Source organism: Streptomyces sp. NPDC104831, from assembly GCF_055583025.1.
In genome coordinates, this window is record NZ_JBVJOT010000050.1 from 1 (window position 1) to 20,571 (window position 20,571).

18 protein-coding genes and 1 pseudogene are annotated in these 20,571 nt (G+C 75.5%); 12 read left to right on the plus strand and 7 right to left on the minus strand.

Annotated features, from left to right (window positions below; all coding sequences use genetic code 11):
* The first annotated feature begins 403 nt into the window (after positions 1 to 403).
* Positions 404 to 1,312 carry a CAP domain-containing protein gene (locus ACZ63H_RS29035; RefSeq protein WP_469870039.1) on the plus strand — a complete coding sequence of 303 codons (909 nt, stop codon included), beginning with the start codon at positions 404 to 406 and terminating at the stop codon, positions 1,310 to 1,312.
* 404 nt (positions 1,313 to 1,716) lie between these two features.
* Here ACZ63H_RS29035 and ACZ63H_RS29040 read toward each other — a convergent pair whose 3' ends face one another.
* The 3 genes and pseudogenes from ACZ63H_RS29040 to ACZ63H_RS29050 all read right to left on the minus strand — a co-directional run bounded on the left by ACZ63H_RS29040 (position 1,717) and on the right by ACZ63H_RS29050 (position 4,421).
* Positions 1,717 to 3,429 carry a CAP domain-containing protein gene (locus tag ACZ63H_RS29040; RefSeq protein ID WP_469870041.1) on the minus strand — a complete coding sequence of 571 codons (1,713 nt, stop codon included), beginning with the start codon at positions 3,427 to 3,429 and terminating at the stop codon, positions 1,717 to 1,719.
* Positions 3,430 to 3,634: 205 nt separating this feature from the next.
* Positions 3,635 to 3,853 (minus strand): annotated as a pseudogene (locus ACZ63H_RS29045) (RNA polymerase sigma factor); the annotation flags it as partial.
* Between the two features lie 166 nt (positions 3,854 to 4,019).
* The gene (locus ACZ63H_RS29050; protein WP_469870043.1) at positions 4,020 to 4,421 is read right to left on the minus strand and encodes a winged helix-turn-helix transcriptional regulator; all 402 of its coding nucleotides are present in this window, start codon (positions 4,419 to 4,421) and stop codon (positions 4,020 to 4,022) included.
* 106 nt (positions 4,422 to 4,527) lie between these two features.
* Between ACZ63H_RS29050 and ACZ63H_RS29055 the strand changes: the two genes are divergently transcribed.
* The 3 genes from ACZ63H_RS29055 (at position 4,528) to ACZ63H_RS29065 (ending at position 7,622) form a co-directional block, all read left to right on the plus strand.
* A complete protein-coding gene (locus tag ACZ63H_RS29055) occupies positions 4,528 to 5,394 on the plus strand; it encodes an alpha/beta fold hydrolase (protein WP_469870045.1) in 867 nt (288 codons plus the stop codon).
* 403 nt (positions 5,395 to 5,797) lie between these two features.
* On the plus strand, positions 5,798 to 6,871 hold the full coding sequence (locus ACZ63H_RS29060; protein ID WP_469870046.1) for an NAD(+)/NADH kinase: 1,074 nt from the start codon (positions 5,798 to 5,800) through the stop codon (positions 6,869 to 6,871).
* A 250-nt stretch (positions 6,872 to 7,121) separates the two neighbouring features.
* Positions 7,122 to 7,622, plus strand: a complete 501-nt coding sequence (locus tag ACZ63H_RS29065) for a peptidylprolyl isomerase (protein WP_469870048.1) — start codon at positions 7,122 to 7,124, stop codon at positions 7,620 to 7,622.
* Positions 7,623 to 7,701: 79 nt separating this feature from the next.
* Here ACZ63H_RS29065 and ACZ63H_RS29070 read toward each other — a convergent pair whose 3' ends face one another.
* Positions 7,702 to 8,481, minus strand: coding sequence for a thioesterase II family protein (locus tag ACZ63H_RS29070; protein WP_469870050.1), 780 nt, complete (start codon positions 8,479 to 8,481; stop codon positions 7,702 to 7,704).
* A 162-nt stretch (positions 8,482 to 8,643) separates the two neighbouring features.
* On the opposite strand from ACZ63H_RS29070, the gene ACZ63H_RS29075 reads away from it, so the two are divergent.
* The 3 genes from ACZ63H_RS29075 to ACZ63H_RS29085 are packed head-to-tail and all read left to right on the plus strand — an operon-like array spanning position 8,644 to position 11,494.
* A complete protein-coding gene (locus tag ACZ63H_RS29075) occupies positions 8,644 to 9,300 on the plus strand; it encodes a helix-turn-helix transcriptional regulator (protein ID WP_469870052.1) in 657 nt (218 codons plus the stop codon).
* An 8-nt stretch (positions 9,301 to 9,308) separates the two neighbouring features.
* Positions 9,309 to 10,475 (plus strand): alanine racemase, encoded by a 1,167-nt coding sequence (locus ACZ63H_RS29080; RefSeq protein WP_469870054.1) that lies wholly within the window; start codon positions 9,309 to 9,311, stop codon positions 10,473 to 10,475.
* 50 nt (positions 10,476 to 10,525) lie between these two features.
* Entirely contained in the window at positions 10,526 to 11,494 is a 969-nt protein-coding gene (locus ACZ63H_RS29085; RefSeq protein ID WP_469870056.1) for a threo-3-hydroxy-L-aspartate ammonia-lyase, read from the plus strand.
* 343 nt (positions 11,495 to 11,837) lie between these two features.
* Here ACZ63H_RS29085 and ACZ63H_RS29090 read toward each other — a convergent pair whose 3' ends face one another.
* From ACZ63H_RS29090 to ACZ63H_RS29100, 3 genes are all read right to left on the minus strand, one after another.
* Positions 11,838 to 12,344 carry an NUDIX domain-containing protein gene (locus ACZ63H_RS29090; protein ID WP_469870058.1) on the minus strand — a complete coding sequence of 169 codons (507 nt, stop codon included), beginning with the start codon at positions 12,342 to 12,344 and terminating at the stop codon, positions 11,838 to 11,840.
* Between the two features lie 383 nt (positions 12,345 to 12,727).
* Positions 12,728 to 13,801, minus strand: a complete 1,074-nt coding sequence (locus ACZ63H_RS29095; RefSeq protein WP_469870060.1) for an enoyl-CoA hydratase/isomerase family protein — start codon at positions 13,799 to 13,801, stop codon at positions 12,728 to 12,730.
* Positions 13,802 to 14,058: 257 nt separating this feature from the next.
* Positions 14,059 to 14,829, minus strand: a complete 771-nt coding sequence (locus ACZ63H_RS29100; RefSeq protein ID WP_469870062.1) for an SAM-dependent methyltransferase — start codon at positions 14,827 to 14,829, stop codon at positions 14,059 to 14,061.
* 432 nt (positions 14,830 to 15,261) lie between these two features.
* On the opposite strand from ACZ63H_RS29100, the gene ACZ63H_RS29105 reads away from it, so the two are divergent.
* The 5 genes from ACZ63H_RS29105 (at position 15,262) to mdlC (ending at position 20,532) form a co-directional block, all read left to right on the plus strand.
* Positions 15,262 to 15,600: an antibiotic biosynthesis monooxygenase family protein gene (locus tag ACZ63H_RS29105; RefSeq protein WP_469870064.1), complete on the plus strand. Its 339-nt coding sequence runs from the start codon at positions 15,262 to 15,264 to the stop codon at positions 15,598 to 15,600.
* Positions 15,597 to 16,484 (plus strand): NAD(P)-dependent oxidoreductase, encoded by an 888-nt coding sequence (locus tag ACZ63H_RS29110; RefSeq protein WP_469870066.1) that lies wholly within the window; start codon positions 15,597 to 15,599, stop codon positions 16,482 to 16,484. The genes ACZ63H_RS29105 and ACZ63H_RS29110 overlap by 4 nt, the downstream gene beginning before the upstream one ends.
* Complete coding sequence (locus tag ACZ63H_RS29115; RefSeq protein WP_469870068.1) at positions 16,481 to 17,593, plus strand: amidohydrolase family protein; 1,113 nt, start codon at positions 16,481 to 16,483, stop codon at positions 17,591 to 17,593. The genes ACZ63H_RS29110 and ACZ63H_RS29115 overlap by 4 nt, the downstream gene beginning before the upstream one ends.
* The gene (locus ACZ63H_RS29120; RefSeq protein WP_469870070.1) at positions 17,590 to 18,834 is read left to right on the plus strand and encodes a cytochrome P450 family protein; all 1,245 of its coding nucleotides are present in this window, start codon (positions 17,590 to 17,592) and stop codon (positions 18,832 to 18,834) included. The genes ACZ63H_RS29115 and ACZ63H_RS29120 overlap by 4 nt, the downstream gene beginning before the upstream one ends.
* Positions 18,835 to 18,960: 126 nt before the next feature.
* Positions 18,961 to 20,532: a benzoylformate decarboxylase gene (gene mdlC / locus ACZ63H_RS29125; protein ID WP_469870072.1), complete on the plus strand. Its 1,572-nt coding sequence runs from the start codon at positions 18,961 to 18,963 to the stop codon at positions 20,530 to 20,532.
* The last annotated feature ends 39 nt before the right edge of the window (positions 20,533 to 20,571 follow it).

A 20,571-nucleotide genomic window follows, 5' to 3' on the forward strand; every position in this document is an offset into this window, starting at 1 on the left:
TTCGCGATCTCCCACAACCCATCCGGAACAATCCAACTCCACGTACCCCGCCCCATGCCCTGACCAACGAACAATCACCACATAGGACACGGTCTAAGGGGGGCGGATAGTAGACGCCACTCCCGCGACATAGGGGATTTGTCCGTCTTGCCGTGGACGAGGGGCGGAGGGACGACGACGGCGGGACAGCCCGCGAATGCCTCGTCGTATCCCCCGTCCAGGGCGCGTTCCTGAGGAGTCGACAGCACAAGGCGAACATCGCGGTCGCGAAGATCTGCATCTCCCGGTCCCGCTGACAAGGGCCGGGACGACCTACGTAAGGCGGTAGTAGAAGGTCCCTTTGCGTCTCGTGTGAGGCCGTCCCGAGAATGGGCGCTCCGCGATCACCGAGTGAGGTTGACGTATGGGACAGCACCGCAAGTCCAAGCACTACCGGCGCATAGTCGTCACCGCCGTCGCCGTCGGCGCCGTGGGCGTGCCATCCGTCGCCCTGGCCTGCACCGACTGGCCGTACGGCACGGACCCGCACCCCCGCGCGGAGGTGACGAGCGCGCCCGTGGCGCGGGGGCAGCACCCGCACGGGCAGCACCGGCGCACCGGGGTGGAGGCGGCCACGGGGCAGACCACCGCACCGGCCGCCACGGCACCGGCCCCGGCGCCCGCCACCACTCCCCCGCCCGCCGCGCCGTCCGTCTCGGCGCCGGTCGCGCCACCGGTCGCCAACCCTTCGCACACGCACCGGAGCGCACGGCCGAAGACGCGTCCGGTCGTGACGGTCCGGCCCACCGCCCAGCGGACCCAGACCCCCGCCACGCCCGCCATCCCCGCGACCGCCACGCCCGGTACCCCCACATCCACGGCGTCCGGCGCCACCGCGACCCCCACGACCACCGCGACCGCCATGCCGAGCGCCCCGCAGCCCGCCGCCACGGCGTCCGGGGCCACCGCCGAGGTCCTGCGGCTGGTGAACGCCGAGCGCGGCAAGGTGGGTTGTCCGGCGCTGACCGCGAACCCGGCGCTGACCCGGGCCGCGCAGGCCCACAGCCAGGACATGGCCGCCCACCGGAACATGTCGCACACCGGGTCCGACGGCTCCGACCCGGGCCTGCGCCTCACGCACGCCGGTTACACGTGGAGCAGCTACGGCGAGAACGTCGCGTACGGCTACACCACGGCGGAGCAGGTCATGGCGGGCTGGATGGACAGCCCCGGCCACCGGGCCAACATCCTCAACTGCGCCTTCCGGGAGATCGGCGTCGGTCTGGCGCAGCCCGGCGGCTACTGGACCCAGGACTTCGGCACGTCCCGGTAGCAGCCGGCTCGGCACCGGCATCGGCAACAGTGGGCCCAGGCTGTTGAGGGGGTTTGTCGGCCCGCCGACGCCGGTGGCCGGCCCGAGCGTGATGCCGCCGGCAGTGCCGACGCGCGAGGGCAACCGGTCCTGACCGTGCGTCACCTGGAGAGGGAAGGGACGTACAGGCCGGCGGAGGTCAGCGCCACGCCTAGGTACGGCGCGGGGCCGGGGACGCACACCACGCCCCGCGACCGCGGCGGCCGGGAGCAGGTACGACCAGCGGGCACACCGCGAGGGCGGGGCGAGGGCTCTCCCGGCTGTTCCGCCGCGACCTCGGGATGACGTTCCCGCAGTGGCGCGCCCAGGTGCGGCTGCACCACGCGCCGGCCCGGCCGGGGGCGGCTGACGGGCCGGGTGGCGGCTCAGGGTTTCGCGCCGAAGTTCTGGGTCCACCAAGGGCCGCCCGAACCGTTGTGGACGCCCACGCCGATGTCCTTGAACGAGCAGTTGAGGATGTTGGCGCGGTGGCCGGGGCTGTTCATCCAGGAATCCATCACCGCCTGCGGACTCCGCTGGCCCCGGGCGATGTTCTCGCCGTACGTGGACCAGCGGTAGCCGGCGGCGGTGACGCGCTCGCCGGGGCCGGCGCCGTCCGGGTCGGTGTGGTCGAAGAAGCCGCGCGCGGCCATGTCGTCGGAGTGGCCCTGGGCGGCCCGGTCCAGTTGCGGGTCCTCGGTGACCGGTCCGCATCCGGCGGCGGCCCGTTCCTCGTTCACCAGCGCGACCACCTGCGCCACGGTACCGGCGGGCGCCGGCCGTGTCCGCGGTGTCGCCGGGGTGGGGCGGGGGGTCGCGGACGCGGGCGGCCGGGCCTGCGGCGTGCCGGTCGTCCGCGCGGGATCGGGGCTCTTGGCGGCGGGGCCCGGCTTCTTCGTCTTCTGCTTCCGCGGCAGCGAGGGGGACGGCGACGGGGAGGGCGGGGGCGGCGCCGAGGTGCGGACGGGGGCGGGCGCGGAGAGGTCCGCGGCGGGGGCGTCGGCGGTGGGCGCGGCGGCCGTCCGCCCGGTCTCGGGCCCGGAGCCGGTGCCGAAGTACCACATGCCGCCGCCCGCCACGCAGACCGCGACCACGGCGCCGCCGACGGCACGGCGCCGGCCGCGCCGACGGCGCCGTGCCTCGTCGCGGGCGGTCGCACGCCGACGGGAGGCGCGTACGCCGACGGGGCCGCCCCGCTCGGTGTCACCGGCCCGACCGGTCCCCGCGGACGAGTCACCACCCGGCCCACCGAAGCCCGCCCGCCCCGCGTCCGGCCCGACGAGACCCGAATGCCCCGCGTCCGGTCCGGGGAAGCCCGGCTCCCCCGCCTCGGGCCCGGCGAAGCCCGCCTGCGTCCCGCCCGGCTCGCCGAAGCCCGCGTGACCCGCGTCGGAGCCGCCAAAGCCCGCGTGCGTCCCATCCGGCCCGCCGAAGCCCGCGTGACCCGCGTCGGAGCCGCCAAAGCCCGCGTGCGTCCCATCCGGCCCGGCGAAGCCCGCGTGACCCGCGTCGGAGCCGCCAAAGCCCGCGTGCGTCCCCTCCGGTCCCGCGAAGCCCGCCGTCTGCGTCCCGTCCGGCCCGCCGGAGCCCGCGTGGTGTCCCCCATCCCCGGCAGAGCCCAACCGCGTGGCGTCCGACCCGCCGGAGGCTGCCTGGTGCGCGCCGTCCGCCGCGGCGAAGCCCGTGTGCGGCAGGGGGGAGGTCGTGTGCGCGGTCAGGTGGAGGCCGGTCGCCACGGCGGAGCGTGCCGTCGTGAGCAGGGCCGAGGACACCGCGACGAGGGCGAGCCCGGCGAGCAGGCCCTCGGCCGGGAGCAGGCCGCTCCACAGGCCGCCGCAGCGCGCGCAGTCGCGGGCGTGCCGGGCTATCCGCTTGCGCCACAGGGCGGAGGGCAGGCCGTCCCAGGACGTCAGCACGCCCCCCAGATCCCCGCAGGCGGGCCGGGTGTCGAGCGCTCGTACCACCACGCGGGCCGACTCCAGCCGCGCCTTCATCCGCTGCACCCGTACCGCCGTGTGCTGCGGCGACACCCCGAGGGCGGAGGCGACCTCGGCGCGGGTCAGTTCGCCGGCGCACTCCAGCCACCACAGCGAGAGCACCTCGCGGTCGTCCGGCTCCAGCCAGCGCGTCGCGCGCGGTCTCCTGGCGCTGGCCGGACAACTGGAGCCGGACGATGGTCAGGTCGACGAAGTCGGCGCCCGGGTCCGCGACGTCGGCGGCCTCCTCCACGGCGCCCGGGGCGAGTTGGCGGTCCCGCCAGTGCGCGCGGACCCGGTTCATCGCGATGGCCACCAGCCAGGAGCGGAAGTTCTCCGGGGTACGCAGGTCACCGAGCGAGCCGAGGGCCCGGAGCACGGTCTCCTGGACCACGTCGTCGACGTCGACCGAGCCGTTCAGGGCCCGCCCCACGATGTTGTACACGAGCGGGAGGTAGGCCCCGACCAGGGCGTCCTGGGCGCCCGGGTCCCCCGCCCGGGCGGCCTCGACCAGTGCCGCCGTGTCCACCGTGTGCTGTGTCCTCATCAGAGCTTCCCTGTCCTCGGCGCCGAACGATGCTGTGCGTCACCTGGGAGACCGTCCGGTGCGGCGCCGATAACAGTTTCGGATGACAGTTCTTCGGAGAATCGTTCGAGGGGAGGCTCACAGGGGCGGCACGCCCTCCGCAAGGAGGGAGATCACACCGGGTCGCTCACCGCTGTTCTCGCCGGTCGCTCAGCTCGTTGGCCCGGTCGACCTCGGCCATGTGCTCCTCGGCCCAGTCCCGTACGGCGGCGAGAACGGCGTCGAGCGACAGGCCGAGCGCGGTGAGCCGGTAGTACACGCCGGGCGGTACGGAGGGCTCCACCCGGCGCTCGGCCAGGCCGTCGCGGACCAGGTTCCGCAAGGTCACGGAGAGCATCTTCTGCGAGACGCCCGGCATCCGGCGCTGCAGTTCGGCGAAGCGCACCTCTTGCGGCGCGGCCTGCGCGAGCACCTTCACCGCCATCGACGTCCACTTGGTGCCGATCCGGTCCAGCAGCCGGCGGGTCGGGCACGCGGGGTCGAACAGGTCGCCGCGCGCGGCGGACGCGTCCTTGGCCTGGGAAGTCACCTGGAGCTCACCAACTGACGGGAAAGTGCGGTCTGTTGCCGCCGAGCCTAGTTACCTAACGTGCCCTTGTCACCATCGGTTACTCAAGGATGGCGAGGGATCGCTCATGACTGTCACCCCCGTGCCCGGTGTGCGGCTGCGCCGGATCGTTGTCGGCGGGACCGGACTCAATGTCGCCACGGCCGGCGCGGGCCCGGCGGTACTGCTGCTGCACGGCTTCCCGCACACCTGGCGGCTGTGGAGCGAGGTCATCGGGCCGCTGGCCCGCCGCTACCGGGTGATCGCGCCGGATCTGCGCGGGTTCGGCGACAGCGACCGGCCGGCGGACGGCTACGACGCCGCGACGCTCGCCGCCGACGCGGCGGGCCTGCTGGAGGCGCTGGACGCGGGCCCGGCGGCCGTGGTCGGCATCGACCTCGGCACCCCGCCCGCGTTCCTGCTGGCCATGCGGCGGCCCGGCCTGGTTCGGCGGCTCGTGCTGATGGAATCCCTGCTGGGCGATCTGCCGGGCGCCGAGGAGTTCCTCGCGGCCGGGCCGCCGTGGTGGTTCGGGTTCCACGCGGCGCCCGGGCTGGCGGAGTCGGTGCTGACGGGTCACGAGGCGGCGTACGTCGACTGGTTCCTGGAGCGCGGCACGCTGGGCCGGGGCGTGCGGCCGGACGTGCGTGCCGCGTTCGGCCGCGCCTACACCGGCGGCGGGGCGCTGCGCGCGGCGTTCGGCCCCTACCGGGCGCTGCCCGCCACTGCCCGGCAGGTCCGGGAGGCCGTGGCCGGCGCCCGCCTCACCGTGCCCGCCCTCACCGTGGGCGCCCACCCGGTGGGCCGCTCGCTGGAACGGCAACTGCGGCCGTACGCGGACCGGTTGACCGGACACGTCATCCCCGACTGCGGCCACATCATCCCGTTGCACCGCCCGGACGCGCTGCTGGCCCTGCTGGAGCCGTTCCTCGCGGCGGACGACGGCCGGGGATGACGGCTGCCGCCCCACGCGGACGCGGTACGGCGCCGGACGGCCCGGCTCGCCGCACGCCCGCCCCGGCATACGGCCCGGCACGGCGCACGGCCAGCCCCGGCATACGGCCCGGCTCGACGTACGGCCCGGCACGCCGTACGGCCCGGCTCGACGTACGGCCCGGCTCGACGTACGGCCCGCCCCGGCACACGGCCCGGCTCGGCGTACAGCCGCCCCGACGCACGGCCCGGCACGCCGTACAGCCCCCCGGCATACGGCCCGCCCCGGCACACGGCCCGGCACGGCGCACGGCCCGGCACGGCGGTGTCCGGGCCGTCCGGCGGCGTGGCGCGCGGCGTGCCGGTGCCGTCCGCGGCGAGGATGGCGCCGGGCAGGAAACCGGCTGGGAGGCGGGTGTGCGGGTATGACGGTGAACCGTGTCGGCCTGGTCGTGCACGGCGGGCGCGCCGAGGCGGTGGCCGCCGCGCGGGACGTGCGCGCTTGGTGCGCCGAGCACGGGGTGGGGTGCGCGGACATCGACGTGTGGCGGGAGGGCGCGCGGCACAGCGCCCGCGAGGAACTGGCCGACGCGGGCGATCCGGACCTCATCATCACCCTGGGCGGTGACGGCACGTTCCTGCGCGGAGCCCGGCTGGCGGCCGAGAACGACGCCCTGGTCCTCGGCGTCGACCTGGGCCGGGTCGGCTTCCTGACGGAGGTGCCCGCCCCGGCGGTGCGGACCGCGCTGGACGCCGTGCGGGAGGGTCGGATCCACGTGGAGAGCCGGATGCTGCTCACCCTGCGCGCGTCCTGCCGGCTGGAGGTGCCCGCGCACATGGAGGCGCTGCTGGAGTACGGGCGCGGGCCGCTGCTGCCGCCGCCCCCGGTGCGCACGGAGTGCGAGTCGGGCGGGGACTGGGGGGTGGCCCTGGACGTGACCGCGCTGAACGACGTGGTCCTGGAGAAGCTGTCCCGGGACCGGCAGGTGTCGGTCGGGGTGTATCTGGCGGGCCGGCTGCTGGCCTCGTACTCGGCGGACGCGCTGCTGGTGGCCACGCCCACGGGGTCCACGGCGTACAGCTTCGCCGCGGGCGGCCCGGTGGTCTCGCCCCGCGCGGAGGGCCTGGTGTTCACGCCGGTCGCGCCGCACATGGTGTTCAACCGGTCGGTGGTGGCCGCGCCGGACGAGCCGATCGCGCTGCGGGTGCTCCAGCGGTCGGGGCGGGCCGCGGTCAGCATCGACGGCCAGTTGCGCGGGGTGCTCGGCCCCGGGGACTGGATCGGCGTGTACGCCGCTCCCCGCCGGCTGAGGGCGGTCCGGCTCGGTCCGATGGACTTCTACGGCCGGCTGCGGGAGCGGATGAACCTCACCGACGCGCCGGCCGCGCTCGCCGACGGGCAGGCCGCCCCGCTGTGGCCGGTGACCACGCCGCCGCCGGGCGACCTGGCGCATCTGGCGCTGCCCCCGGCGCCCGGCGACGGGGCCCGGCCGTCCTGACGCCCGGGCCGGACGGCGCGGCGCCGCGGCCGGCCGGGAACCGGCTCGCGGGCCGTGCCCGCACCTCGGCGTGACCCGGATGGCCGTTCGAGGCCCGGGGCGCCGCGGCGTCGTACGCGTGACCTGTGGTCGTATATTCCATGGTGATCTCGGGCCGCCGGACCGGCGTGCCCGTCGGTCGCACCGGAGAACGGCCGGCCGGGCCGTACCTGTAGCGTGGGCGAGTCCCACCGGAATGAGGAGATTTTTGATGTCGACAGTCGAGCTGAACACCAGCGCCGGCCGGATCGTGCTGGAGCTGAACGACGCCGAGGCGCCCAAGACGGTCGAGAACTTCCTGGCGTATGTGCGCAGCGGCCACTACGACGGCACGATTTTCCACCGGGTGATCAACAACTTCATGATCCAGGGCGGCGGTTTCACGCCGGACATGAAGCAGAAGCCCACCCAGGCGCCGATCCAGAACGAGGCCGACAACGGCCTGAAGAACGACAACTACACCGTGGCGATGGCGCGGACGAACGACCCGCACTCGGCGACGGCCCAGTTCTTCATCAACGTTTCGGACAACGCGTTCCTCAACTACTCCTCGAAGTCCCCGAACGGCTGGGGCTACGCCGTGTTCGGCCGGGTCACCGAGGGCCAGAACGTCGTCGACGCCATCAAGGGCGTGAAGACGGGCAACTACCAGGGCCACCAGGACGTCCCCAAGGAGCAGGTGGTCATCGAGTCCGCCAAGATCCTGGGCTGACGCCCTCCGCCGGGCGGCACCGTCTCGACCGGTGCCGCCCGTGCCGTGTTCCCGGCCGGTGCCGCCGCCGTCCGCGGGCTCAGAGCGCCGCGCCGGTGCCGGGCGCAAACCGCCGCAGCGCGGCCCGGATCCGGTCGAGGACGGCCTGCCGCTGGTCGACCAGGTAGAAGTGGCCCCCGGGGTGGACGTGGCACTCGAAGGGGCCGTCGGTCTCCTTTTCCCAGGTCCGGGCCTCGTCCGGGGTCACCCGCGGGTCGGCGTCGCCCGTCAGCACGACGAGCGGGCAGCCGAGCGGCGGGCCGGGGGTGGGCCGGTAGGTCCCCACGGCGTGGTAGTCGGCCCTCAGCGCGGGCAGGACCAGCTGGAGCAGGTCCTCGTCCTGGAGGACGGCGGAGTCGGTGCCGTCCATGCGCATGACCTCCTCGATCAGCTGGGCGTCGTCGCCCAGGTGGACGGTCTCGGTCCGCTCCGCGGACGGGCCCCGGCGGCCGGAGAGGAAGAGCACCGCGGGCGGGCGGCCGGCGTTCTCCAGCAGGCGGGCCAGCTCGAAGCCGACCAGGGCGCCCATGCTGTGCCCGAACAGCGCGAGCGGCGTCCCGTCCCGCTCGTCCAGCGCGTGGAACACCCCCTGGGCGAGTTCCCGGAGCGAGTGCGCGAAGGGTTCCCCGGCGCGGTCCTGGCGGCCGGGGTACTGCGCGGCACGCACGTCCACCGCGGGCGACAGCGCCTTGGAGAAGGGGAAGTAGAAACTCGCGGAGCCGCCGGCGTGCGGCAGGCAGAGCAACCGCGGCGCACCCGGGTCCGGTTCGTGGAAGCGGCGCAGCCACTTCGGGTGCCCCGCGCTGGACCGGTCTGCCATGGATCCCCCTCGTCGGTCATGCCGTGCGCGAAACGCGCTGGTACGGAGGGTAGTTGACGTCCGGCGGCGATGCGGGCCGGATCACCTGGACAGCGGCGGCCCACCCGACTTAGACTCACCGTCCAGAAATGGACCGCAAGTCGAGGCCGGTGGGGAGGCCCCGTGGAGCACCGGGCGGACGCCGGACGCGCGGACGGCGCGGACGACGAGCACCTCCTGCGGGAGGCGGAGAAGATCGCCGTCGCGCTGGGCCGCATGTTCCCCGGCCTGTGCGAGGTCGTGCTGCACGATCTGCGCGATCCGGACCACGCGATCCGCGCCATCGAGAACAACCTCTCCGGCCGCCGGGTCGGCGACCCCGCCACGGAGCTGGGCCTGGCCCGCATCGCCGACCCCGACTACCCCGGCGTCGTGCAGAACTACCCGAACCGGTTCCCCGACGGCCGCCCGGCGAAGAGCACGTCCATCGGCATCAAGAACGCGGCGGGCGAGTACGTCGCCGCCCTGTGCCTGAACCTGGACGTGTCCGTCCTGTCCCCGGTCACCCTGGCCCTGTCCAACCTCGTGGCCACGGACTGCGCGCACCGCGAGCCGCCCCTGGAGACCCTGCGGGACCGCGCCGCGCGGGAGCTGCGGGAGACGGTGGAGGCCCGCGCCGCCGAGCGCGCCGCCACCCCGCGCTCGCTGAGCCGGGAGGAGAAGAGGGCGCTGGTACGGCAGTTGCAGCGCGACGGCTACTTCGACTCGCGCGACGCCGCGCAGACCATCGCGGACCTGCTCGGCGTGTCCCGGGCGACGGTCTACAACTACGCGAAGTGAGGGGTCACATGAGCACCGCCTGCTCCCCCGCTGCCCGGACCCTGGCCGGCCCCGACACCCCGTTCGCCGTCGTGGACGCGCACCGGTCGCGGCGCAACAGCGCCCGGCTGCGGGCCCGGGCGGACCGCCTCGGGGTCGGCCTGCGCCCCCATGTGAAGACGGCGAAGAGCCTGGACGCCGCCGCCCTCCTGCACGGCGGCGCGCCCGGTCCGGTCACCGTCTCCACCCTCGCCGAGGCCGAGGCGTTCGCCGACGCCGGGTACCGCGACCTCACCTATGCCGTCGGCGTCGAACCGCGCAAACTCCAGCGCGTGACCGCCCTGGTGCGCCGCGGGGTCACCCTGCGCGTCCTGCTGGACAGCACCGAGCAGGCGTCGTTCGTCGCCGGGGCGGCCCGGGAGGCCGGCGTGGCCCTGCCGGCACTGATCGAGATCGACTGCGACGGCCACCGCGGCGGCCTCAGGCCCGGCGCCCCCGAACTGACCGGGATCGGCCGGATCCTGCACGACGCGGGCTGCCTGGACGGCGTACTGACGCACGCCGGCGAGTCGTACTCCGCCTTCACCGTCGAGGAGCGGCGCGCGGCGGCGCGGAGCGAACGCGACGCGGCGGTCGCGGCGGCCCGGCGGCTGCGCGCGGCGGGGCTGCCGGTGCGCACCGTCAGCGTGGGCTCCACGCCCACCGCGCACGCCGCCGAGGACCTCACCGGGGTCACCGAACTGCGCGCCGGCAACTACGTGTTCTTCGACCTGGTGATGGCGGGGCTCGGTGTCTGCGCGCCGGCCGACATCGCCCTGTCGGTGGTGGTCACCGTCATCGGGCACCGCCCGGAGTACGGGTGGATCGTGACCGACGGCGGCTGGATGGCCCTCTCCCGCGACCGCGGCACCGCCGCCCAGCCCCGGGACCAGGGCTACGGCCTGGTCACCGACCTGTCCGGCGCCCTGATCCCGGGCCTGGTCATGACCGCCGCCAGCCAGGAGCACGGCACGCTGACCGCCCGGGACGGCGCCGCCCTGCCCGGACTGCCCATCGGCACCCGGCTGCGCGTCCTGCCCAACCACGCCTGCGCCACGGCCGCCCAGCACCACGGCTACCACGTCGTCGACAGCTCCGGCGGTACGACGGCGTGCCCCGCGATCGAGGCGTACTGGCCCCGGATCTCCGGCTGGTGACCGTCCCGTTGCGCTTCCCCGTCCCGTCCCGTCGTCCGGAGGACCCACTCATGCCCGCCGCACCGCCCGTCACGTTCGCCGATGTCCGCGCCGCCGCCGCCCGCCTCGAGGGCGTCGCGCACCGCACGCCCGTCCTGACCTCCCGCACCCTGAACTCCCTCGTCGGCGCGGAGGTGTTCATCAAGGCGGAGAACTTCCAGCGGATCGGCGCCTTCAAGTTCCGCGGCGCGTACAACGCCGCCGCCCAGCTTCCCCCGGAGCAGCTGGCGAAGGGCATCGCCGCCTACTCCTCCGGCAACCACGCCCAGGCCACCGCGCTGGCCGCCCGCGAACTGGGCACCAGCGCCGTCATCCTGATGCCCGAGGACGCGCCCCGCTCCAAGCGGGAGGCGACCGCCGGGTACGGGGCGGAGATCGTCACCTACGACCGTTACACCGAGGACCGCATCGCGCTCGGCCACGCCCTGGCCGAGGACCGCGGTCTGGCCCTGATCCCGCCCTACGACCACCCGGACGTGATCGCCGGCCAGGGCACCGCCGCCCTGGAACTGCTGGAGGAGACCGGCCCGTTGGACGCCCTGGTGGTGCCGGTGGGCGGCGGCGGCCTCATCGCCGGCAGCGCCACCGCCGCCACCGCGCTGCACCCGGGCATCCGGGTCGTCGGCGTCGAACCGGAGGGGAGCGACGACACCAGGCGCTCCCTGGAGGCCGGCGCCCGCGTCACCGTCCCGGTGCCCCGCACCATCGCCGACGGACAGGCCCTGCCCACCCCCGGCGAACTCACCTTCCCCGTGAACCAGCGGCTGGTCGACTCGATCGCCCTGGTCAGCGACGCGGAGATCCTCACCGCGATGCGGTTCGCCTTCGAGCGCCTGAAGATCGTCCTGGAGCCGAGCGGCGCCACCCCGCTGGCCGCGCTGCTCGCCGGACGCGTCGGCGCCCTCCCGCGCCGGGTCGGTGTCATCGCCTCCGGGGGCAACATCGACGCCGACCGCTTCACCGCCCTGATCGGCGGCTGAACCGCCGGACGCCCGCGGGTCGGGCGCCGGCCGGGGCGAGGCCGGCGGGGACGCGGTACCCGCCGGGCGCCGGCACGCCCACCGGATGACCCTGCCCGCGGCGACCGCCGCCGGGCCCGGCCGTCGCCCGGCCCGGGGCCGCCGGGCGCCCGGACGCCGTGACGGCGGCCTTACGGGCACCCGCGGCGGTGTACCGGGCGAGGACCCCGCCGGCGAGGAGCGCCTGGGCGTCCGGTCGGGCGTGCGGCGGGCGGACCGGGCGGCGCGGCTTCCCCCACGGGGTCCGGGGGCCTCTCGGCCGCCCCGGCCGTATCCGCTCCGGGACCGGGCCCCTCCGCACGCCTCACGCCTCCCCCCAGTCCCAGGTGTCGAAGTACCCGGCCACCCCGGTGCGGCGGGCCTGGGCCACGGCCGCCAGCCGGGCGAAGTCCCGGTCCGGCATCAACGGCCGCCACTCGGGCAGGGACAGCACGCGCACCTCGTCGTGCTCGTCCGGGTCGAGGGTGATGCCCCGGATCTCCGCCTCGCCGAGCCGGCCCCCGTCGAAGATCAGGCCCATGCTGCTGTACGGCCACTCGTCGCCGGGCAGGCCGTAGACCGCGGCCAGCAGCCGGGGCGGGCCGGTGACCGTGATGCCGGTCTCCTCGCGGCACTCCCGCACGGCCGTCTCCCACGGCCGCTCGCCCGGCTCCATCGTGCCGCCGGCCATCTGCCAGGGGTGCGCGGGACTGTACGGGGCGTGCAGCTGGACGGGCCGGTCCCGCTCGTCGGTGAAGTGCACACAGGCGAACCCGGTCGCCTTCATGAGCTGCTCGGCGTACTCCTCGGGCGGCAGCCAGACGCGGGTCACGCCGTCACCCGCCCGGGGCCGGACGTGCGGGAGGTGATCAGGCGGGTGTCGAGAGGCTTGGGGAACACGTGCGCGAAGGTCCTTCCGGGGCGGTGCCGTTCGGCGGGTGCGGAGCGTCGTACACCCGGTACAACGCCGCCGGGCGCCGGGCGGCACGACCGGCACGCCGGCGACGCTGGCCCCTGCCGGGTGATGGGGGCGCACTGCACACGGGGGCCGAAACGCCGATGCCCGGCGGGGCCGGGGGGCGCGGACGGCCGCCTCGCGGGCCGTCACCACCCCCCGGCGCGACCGGGCGGCGCGGACGGCGCCGGGTGGCGGGGTCCGCCGCCCGGCGCGCGTTCCCGTACCGGCCCCCCCGGCGCGGCCCGGGTACGGCCGCGTCAGCCGCCCAGCCCCAGCTCGCGGTCGCCGAGCGGGGCGAAGAAGCGTTCCACCGCGGTGTCGGTGACCTCGGCGAGGCTCGCGGGCGACCAGCGCGGGGTGCGGTCCTTGTCGATGATCTGCGCCCGGATGCCCTCGACCAGGTCGGGGCTGCTCAGGGCGGCGCAGGAGACGCGGTACTCCTGGTCGAGGACCCGTTCCAGCGAGCCGAGGCGCCGGGCGCGGCGGATCGCGGCGAGGGTGACCTTGAGCGAGGTGGGCGACCTGGCGAGCAGGGTCTCGGCCGTCTCCTTCGCCTCCGGACCGCCGTGGGCGGACAGCCGCCCGACGATCTCCTCGACCGTGCCGGCGGCGTAGCAGGCGTCGATCCAGTCCCGCCGGCCGGCCAGCAGCCCCTCGGGCGCCGGCTGTTCGTGGCGTGCCACGGCGTCCGCCGCGGGGAGGTCGGCGAGGTCCGCCGTGAAGGCGCCGAGGGCCCCGGACGGGATGTAGTGGTCGGCGAGCCCGCACAGCAGGGCGTCCCCGGCGCCGATCGGGGTGCCCGTCAGGGCCAGGTGGGTGCCCAGTTCGCCGGGGGCGCGGCCGAGCAGGTGGGTGCCGCCGACGTCGGGGACGAAACCGATGCCGGTCTCGGGCATGGCGATCCGCGAGCGTTCGGTGACGACGCGGACGCCGCCGTGCGCGGAGACGCCGACCCCGCCGCCCATCACGATGCCGTCCATCACGGCGACGTAGGGCTTGGGGTAGCGGGCGATGCGGGCGTTCAGGTGGTACTCGTCGCGCCAGAACGCGGCGGAGGCGGTGCCGTCGCCGTCGCGGGCGTCGTCGTGGACGGCGCGGATGTCGCCGCCCGCGCACAGGCCGCGCTCTCCCGCGCCGGTGATGACGACGGTCTCCACGGCCGGGTCGTGCTCCCACGCGGTCAGGGCCTCGTCGATCCGGCGGACCATGACGTGGTTCAGGGCGTTGAGGGCCTCGGGCCGGTTGAGGGTGAGGTACGCGGCCCGTCCGCGCGTGCGCAGCAGGACGGGTCCGGCGGTGTCGGGCGCGCCGGTCCGCGCGCTGCCGGTCATCCGGACGCCTCCGTCGGGTCTCGGTCCACGGTGACACGCATGATCTCGTCGCTTCCTTCCGGGTCGGGTGCGCCCACGGTCGCGGACGATCTTCTCAGTGCCGTGCCCGGTGAGGCGGCGGCAGCCCCCTCCTCGCGCCGGGGACGGCGCGCGGGAGGGCCGGCGGACCAAGCGGCGGCGCGCCGCCCTCGGGGGCCTCGCGCTCGCGTACCGCTTCCGCGCCGCCCGGCCCGCCCCCTGCGCGGCCCGGTGTCCCGTCAGGCGCGGCCGGCGGCCCCGCCCGTCCCCGCCCGGTCCGGTGCCGGCCGCAGCACCAGGCAGACGAAGCCGAAGGCGTCGCGGTAGACGCGCAGCCACTCGTCGCGGTGGGTCGTGGCCGTCTCCAGCGCCTTGGGGCTGTCCGGGTGGCCGGGGTGGTCCAGCGCCCAGGAGGCCAGCGTCCCCGTCCAGGCCCATTCGTAGTCGTCCAGTTCCCGGCGCGTGCTGACGTGTCCGTGGACCGGCGTCCAGCCGTCCGCGACGACCCGGTCCAGTGTGGTCGGCAGGTCGTCGAGGTCGCCGAGCAGGGCGACGGCCCCGGCGGACGGCTCGTGCTGCCAGAACCCCTCCCCGACCAGGACGCGTCCGCCGGGCGCGAGGTGGCGGCGCGCCGCCGCCAAGGTGGCCGGCAGACCGCCGAAGGCGTGCGTCGCCCCCACGCACAGTACGAGGTCGAAGGCGTGCGGCGCGGTGAACCGGGCGGCGTCCTGGCGGTGGAGGACCAACCGGTCCCGGACGCCGAGCCGGTGCGCGGCCCGGCGCGCGTCCGCCAGCGCGCGCTCGGAGAGGTCGACGCCCTCGGCGCGCAGGCCCGGGCGCGCGGTCAGGGCCCGCAGGAGCCACTCCCCGCCGCCGCAGCCGAGGTCGAGCACGCGGCCGTCGCCGGGGGGCAGGGCCCGCTCCAGCAGTCCCCGTACCGCGTCGTCGTCGAGCGGCGCGGCTATCGGGTGATCCGCGTGAGCGCGCCGGGACATCTCCTCACGGTCCATCGGCGGAGCCTGACACGGCCTCCGGCCCCCGCGCATCCGGTTTTCCCGCAGGACACCGCGCGGAGAGCGACGCGGGGAGCGACGCGGGGAGCGACGCGGGGAAAGCGCCTCGGGAACACCGGCGCGGGGAAAGGGACGCGCGTGGGAAGGCCGCTGACCGCCCGTCGGCGGTCAGGAGTCCGGCGGCGGTCCGGAGGCGGTGCCGCCCCTCACCGGAACCGGCCCGCGGCCACCCGAAAGAGTCGGCCGGCGGGATCCCTCCGCGCCCCGCCCGCCGGGCCCCGGACACCGCCCCCCGCTCACCCGAACCGACTAATGACGCAGCGTGCACCCCTTGTCCCCACTGGGCCCTGACCCGTTCGGAGTTGCGGCCGTACGGGCGACGTGAGTCCGTGGGTGTCGTGTCCCACCGGATCTCACTCAGGAGGAGACATGGACACCAACCACCAGGGCCGATCGGCCGACAAGCTGGGCGTCGTCTTCGCGGTCCGCGTCATCGAGGGCCGTGAGCAGGGCTTCCTCGACCTGTACGAGCACCTCCGGAAGTCCGTGGCCGGCACCCCCGGTCACCTCGTGGAGCGGCTCGGCCGGCCCGCCGACGACTCCCGCCAGTGGGTGATCACGAGCGAGTGGCAGTCGGCCGAGCAGTTCTTCGCCTGGCAGCAGAGCGAGGAGCACCGCGAGCTGGTCGCGCCGCTGCGCGAGTTCGTCGACCAGCGGCAGTCGCTGCGCTACCGCGTCGTCAAGGAGACCCGGGGGGTGACATCGTGACGCGCCCGGCGCACGGCCCCGTCGCCGTACTCGGCCTCGGCGCGATGGGCGCCGGACTGGCCCACCGCCTGCTCGACCAGGGCATACAGGTCCGGGTGTGGAACCGTACCCCGGACCGCACCGCGCCGCTCGCCCGGGCCGGCGCGCACGTCGCCGCGCACCCGGCCGAAGCGGTCGCGGGCACGAGCGCCGCCCTCTGCGTCGTCGCCGACGGCGAGGCCCTCGGCACCGTACTGCGCGGACCGGACGGCGTGCTGGCCCACGGCCCCTACGCGGGCACCCTGCTGTGCGCGAGCACCGTCGCCCCCGAGGAGGTCGTCCAGATCGCCGGGGACCTGCCCGCGGCGCTGGACGTGGGCATGCTCGGCAACCGCGACCACGCCCGCGACGGGGAACTGCGGTTGTTCGTCGGCGGCGCCGAGGACGCCTTCAAGGCGGCCCGTCCGCTGCTGGACGCGCTGGGCAAGGACGTCGTCCATCTGGGCGCGCTCGGTTCCGGCATGCGGATGAAACTGCTCCTCAACCTGCTGATGGGCATCGAGGTGCAGGCGCTGGCCGAGGCCACCGAGCTGGCGGAGGCCTCGGGACTGGACCGGCAGCAGGTCCTGAAGACCGTCGCGGGCAGCGGGTTCGCCTCGCCGGTCATGGCGTTCAAGTCGCGGCGGCTGGCGGCGGGCCGCTTCGACGAGCCGGACTTCCGGCTGCGGCTGATGGCGAAAGACCTCATGCTCGCTACCAAGCAGGCGGCAGCCGCCGGCCTGAGCCTGCCGCTGGCGACCGCCGCGGCGGAGACCCACGTCCGCGCCACCGAGCAGGGACTGGGCGACCAGGACTGTGCCGCGATCACCCGCGCACTGAGACCGAAACCGGGAACCGACACGTGATCATCGACATCCACGGGCACCTGTCCCCACCGGAAGCCGCCGCGCGCTTCCCCATGCCGCCGAGCCTGACCGACGTCGACGGCATGCTCGCCGCCCGCGCCGAGGCCGGCATCGACCTGACCATCATCGGCAGCCCGGTGGGGGCCGGGGCGATGGCGCGGGTGCCGGGCGTGGACAACTACGCGCAGCCGCGTGACCGGCTGCGCGCCTTCCACGCCTGGATGTCGGGCCTGATCCGCCGCTTCCCGGACCAGTTGCGCGGCTATGTGTACGCCAACCCGTTCGGGGACGACGACCACCTGGAAGGGGTGCGGGAGACCCTGGCGGACCCCGCCTTCGTCGGCCTGATCACCACCTCCAGCGTCCACGGGGAGCTGCTCGGCTCGCCCCGCGCCGACGCGTTCTTCGCGCTGGCCGCGGAGGCGGGGGTGCCGGTCCTGGTGCACGCCCCGGCGGAGCCGGCCGGCACCGAGCGGGTCGAGCAGACGGCGTTCGTGGAGCAGATCGGCCGCTTCGGCGACGTCACCCTGGGCATGGCGATGATCGCGTACGCGGGGTGGCTGGACAAGTACCCCGGTCTGCGGCTGATCGGCGCGACCGGCGGCGGCGCGATCGCGCTGCTGCCGGAGCGGTTGCAGACCGCGGCGCGCCCCCGGCACTGGGCCGGGGGCGCGCCCCCCGCCGGCCGGCCGGGAGCCGCCGAGGCGCCCGGTGCCGCCGACAGGCCGGGTGCCGCCGGTGTGTCCGGTACCTCCCGCGCCCACGCGCCCCGCCCGGGCGGCGCACCCGGCGGCCCCGGCACACGCCAGGCACCCCCCGCTGCCCCGTCCCCCGCCTCCGGCACCGCCCTCACCCCGTCCCCCGACCCGGCCGCCGCCCTGCGCCGCATGTACGTCGACACCAGCCCGTTCAGCGCGGCGCACCTGAGTCTGAACGCGGAGGTGCTGGGCCCGGAGCGGATGCTGTTCGGCACCGACTCGCCGCCGATGGCCGCGCCGTTGGGGGACTTCGTCCGCATGATCGAGAAGCTGCCGCTCGACAAGGCGTCCCAGCAGCTCGTCCTCGGCGGAAACGCCCAAGCCGTCTTCGACCTCAGGAGCCGTCCGTGACCACCACGCAGGAGGCCGTCGCCGCGGCCGAGCGCTGCACCCCCGAGTTCCGCCGCGACCCGCACGCCGTCTACGCCCGCCTGCGCGCGCAGGCACCGGTCTGCGCCGTGAGACCGCCGCACGGCAACGAGACGTACCTGATCACCCGCTACGAGGACGCGCGGGCCGCGCTGTCGGACCCGCGGCTGAGCAAGGACATGTACGGGGCGATGGACGCCTACCGGCGGATCTTCGGCGACTCGTCCATCGCGCTGGACGACAACATGCTCAACTCCGACGCGCCCAAGCACACCCGGCTGCGCAGGCTGGTCAACTCGGCCTTCACCCCGCGGCGGGTGCAGGCGCTGCGGCCGCGCATCGAGGAGGTCGTCCGCGAGCTGCTCGACGCGTGCCCGACCCGGGAACCCGTCGACCTGCTGCCGGTGTTCGCGTTCCCGCTGCCGATCATCGTGATCTGCGATCTGCTCGGCGTGCCGGCCGAGGACCGGTCGAGGATGCAGCGGCTGTCCACCACGGTGGCGCAGACCGGGTTCGGCGAGGAGTTCAAGCGGGCCCAGCAGCGGGCGGAGGAGGACCTGCACGCGTACTTCACCGAGCTGATCGCCGCCAAGCGGGAACGCCCGGGTGACGACCTGCTGAGCGCGCTCATCGCGGTGCGGGACGGCGAGGACGGCTCGCTCACCCAGAACGAGCTGGTCTCCACGGCCTTCCTGCTGATGTTCGCCGGGCACAAGACGACGGCGTACCTGATCGGCAACGCCGTGCACCATCTGCTGGCGCACCCCCGGCAGTCGGCCGCCGTACGGGAGAACCCGGAGCTGATCCGTGCGGCGGTCGAGGAACTGGTGCGCTACGACGGCTCGGTGGAGACCGCGACGTTCCGCTACGCGACCGAGGACGTGGAGTACGGCGGGACCCTGATCCCCAAGGGGGCCCTGGTCCAGATCGCGCTCAGCTCGGCCAACCGCGACGCGGAGAAGTTCGACTCCCCCGACGAGCTGAACGTGACCCGGCCGGGCAACGCGCAGGACGCCCATCTGGGTTTCGGGCACGGCAGCCACTACTGTCTGGGCGCCCCGCTGGCCCGGCTGGAGACCCAGTCCGCCCTCAGGCTGCTGTTCGACCGGTTCCCCCGGATGGCCCTGGCCGACCCGGCCGCCGGGCCGCGGTGGCTGGAGGTGCCGTTCCCCGCCTTCCGCGGCCTGGCGGAACTGCCGGTCGTCCTGGACCCCGCCGGGTAGGGGCGGCGGGGCCGGACGGCGGCGGACCGGAACCGAGGGCGTCCGGCGTATGGCGGCCGGGGCGCGCGCTCCCTACTGTGTGCCGCGTCGCCTCGTGAGGGACCGCCCGTTCGGAAGGGGCCGCCCGTGCCATCCGTGCGCCGTATCGCCCACGAGTTCCTGGAGCGTCAGGGGCTCACCACGATCTTCGGCAACCCGGGCTCCAACGAGCTGCCCTTCCTCGCCGGTCTGCCCGACGGGTTCCGGTACGTGCTGGGTCTGCACGAGGGCGCGGTCGTGGGCATGGCCGACGGCTACGCGCAGGCGTCCGGCCGGCCCGCGCTGGTCAACCTGCACTCCGCCGCGGGCTCCGGCAACGCGCTGGGCGCGCTGACGAACGCGGTGGCCTCGCGCACCCCGCTGGTCGTCCTGGCCGGGCAGCAGGTGCGGCCGGCCATCGGGCCGGAGGCGTACCTCACCAATGTCGACGCGCCCGCCCTGATGCGGCCGCTGGTCGGCTGGGCCGCGGAGCCGGCGTGCGCGCGGGACGTGCCGCGGGCGCTCGCCCAGGCCGTCTTCGAGGCGCGGCTGCGGCGCCGGCCGTCCTTCCTGTCCGTGCCGTACGACGACTGGACGGCCGACGCGGACGAGAACGCGCCGGCCGTGTGGGAGCGCCGGGTCGAGCGGGCGGGGGCGCCCGGCGCGGAGCAGGGGCGCCGGCTGGCCGCGGCGGTGGCCGCGGCGCGGCGGCCCGCCCTGGTGCTGGGCGGTGACATCGACGCGGACGGGCTCCTTCCCGACGCGGTGCGGCTGGCCGAGCGGCTCGGTGGTCCGGTGTGGGCGGCTCCCTCGGTCTTCCGGCTGCCCTTCCCCAACCGGCACCCGCTGTTCCGGGGAGTGCTGCCCGCGGGCATCGAGCCGGTCTGCCGCGCCCTGACGGGCCATGACCTCGTCCTGGTCCTCGGCGCGCCGGTGTTCCGGTACCACGAGCACCTGCCCGGCCGGTATCTGCCGGAGGGCACCCGGCTGATCCAGGTCACGGAGGACGTGTCCGCCGCCGCGCGGGCACCGGTCGGCGAGGCGCTGGTCGCTCAGCCCGCCGCGGTGATCGGTCTGCTGCTGGCGGCGCTCGGCGCGCCGGGGCCGCCGGCGGGCGGCTACCGGCCCGTGCCGGCGCCGGCCCGGACGGACGGGCCGGGGCTGCACCCGGAGGAGGTCTTCGCGGCCCTGCGGGAGGAGCAGCCCGCGGACACGGCGTACGTGGTGGAGTCGACCTCGACGGTCGCGTCCTGGTGGCGCCAGATGGACCTGCGCCGGCCCGGCTCGTACTACTTCCCGGCCGCCGGCGGCCTCGGCTTCGGGCTCCCCGGCGCGGTCGGGGTGGCCCTCGCCCGGCCCGGCCGGCCGGTCGTCGGCGTGATCGGGGACGGCTCGGCCAACTACGGCATCACCGCGCTGTGGACGGCCGCCCGCTACCGGGTCCCCCTCACCGTGGTGCTGCTGCGCAACGGCACGTACGGGGCCCTGCACCGGTTCGGCGGACTGCTCCGGGTGACGGACGCGCCGGGACTGGACATCCCCGGACTGGACTTCACCCGCATCGCCGAGGGCTACGGGGTGCCCGCCCGGCACGTCGGCGATGCGGCTCGGCTGCGGGCCGCGCTGTCCGAACCCGTGGACGGGCCCCGGCTGCTCCAGACCGACACGGTGCTCACCTAGCCCGCCGGCTCCTTTCCCGTCCGTTCCGCAGCCGCTCAG

Coding starts and splice junctions, on each gene's coding strand:
- ACZ63H_RS29035 (WP_469870039.1), top strand. CDS start 404: ATGGGACAGCACCGCAAGTCCAAGCACTACCGGCGCATAGTCGTCACC.
- ACZ63H_RS29055 (WP_469870045.1), top strand. CDS start 4,528: ATGACTGTCACCCCCGTGCCCGGTGTGCGGCTGCGCCGGATCGTTGTC.
- ACZ63H_RS29060 (WP_469870046.1), top strand. CDS start 5,798: ATGACGGTGAACCGTGTCGGCCTGGTCGTGCACGGCGGGCGCGCCGAG.
- ACZ63H_RS29065 (WP_469870048.1), top strand. CDS start 7,122: ATGTCGACAGTCGAGCTGAACACCAGCGCCGGCCGGATCGTGCTGGAG.
- ACZ63H_RS29070 (WP_469870050.1), bottom strand. CDS start 8,481: ATGGCAGACCGGTCCAGCGCGGGGCACCCGAAGTGGCTGCGCCGCTTC.
- ACZ63H_RS29080 (WP_469870054.1), top strand. CDS start 9,309: ATGAGCACCGCCTGCTCCCCCGCTGCCCGGACCCTGGCCGGCCCCGAC.
- ACZ63H_RS29085 (WP_469870056.1), top strand. CDS start 10,526: ATGCCCGCCGCACCGCCCGTCACGTTCGCCGATGTCCGCGCCGCCGCC.
- ACZ63H_RS29095 (WP_469870060.1), bottom strand. CDS start 13,801: ATGACCGGCAGCGCGCGGACCGGCGCGCCCGACACCGCCGGACCCGTC.
- ACZ63H_RS29100 (WP_469870062.1), bottom strand. CDS start 14,829: ATGGACCGTGAGGAGATGTCCCGGCGCGCTCACGCGGATCACCCGATA.
- ACZ63H_RS29105 (WP_469870064.1), top strand. CDS start 15,262: ATGGACACCAACCACCAGGGCCGATCGGCCGACAAGCTGGGCGTCGTC.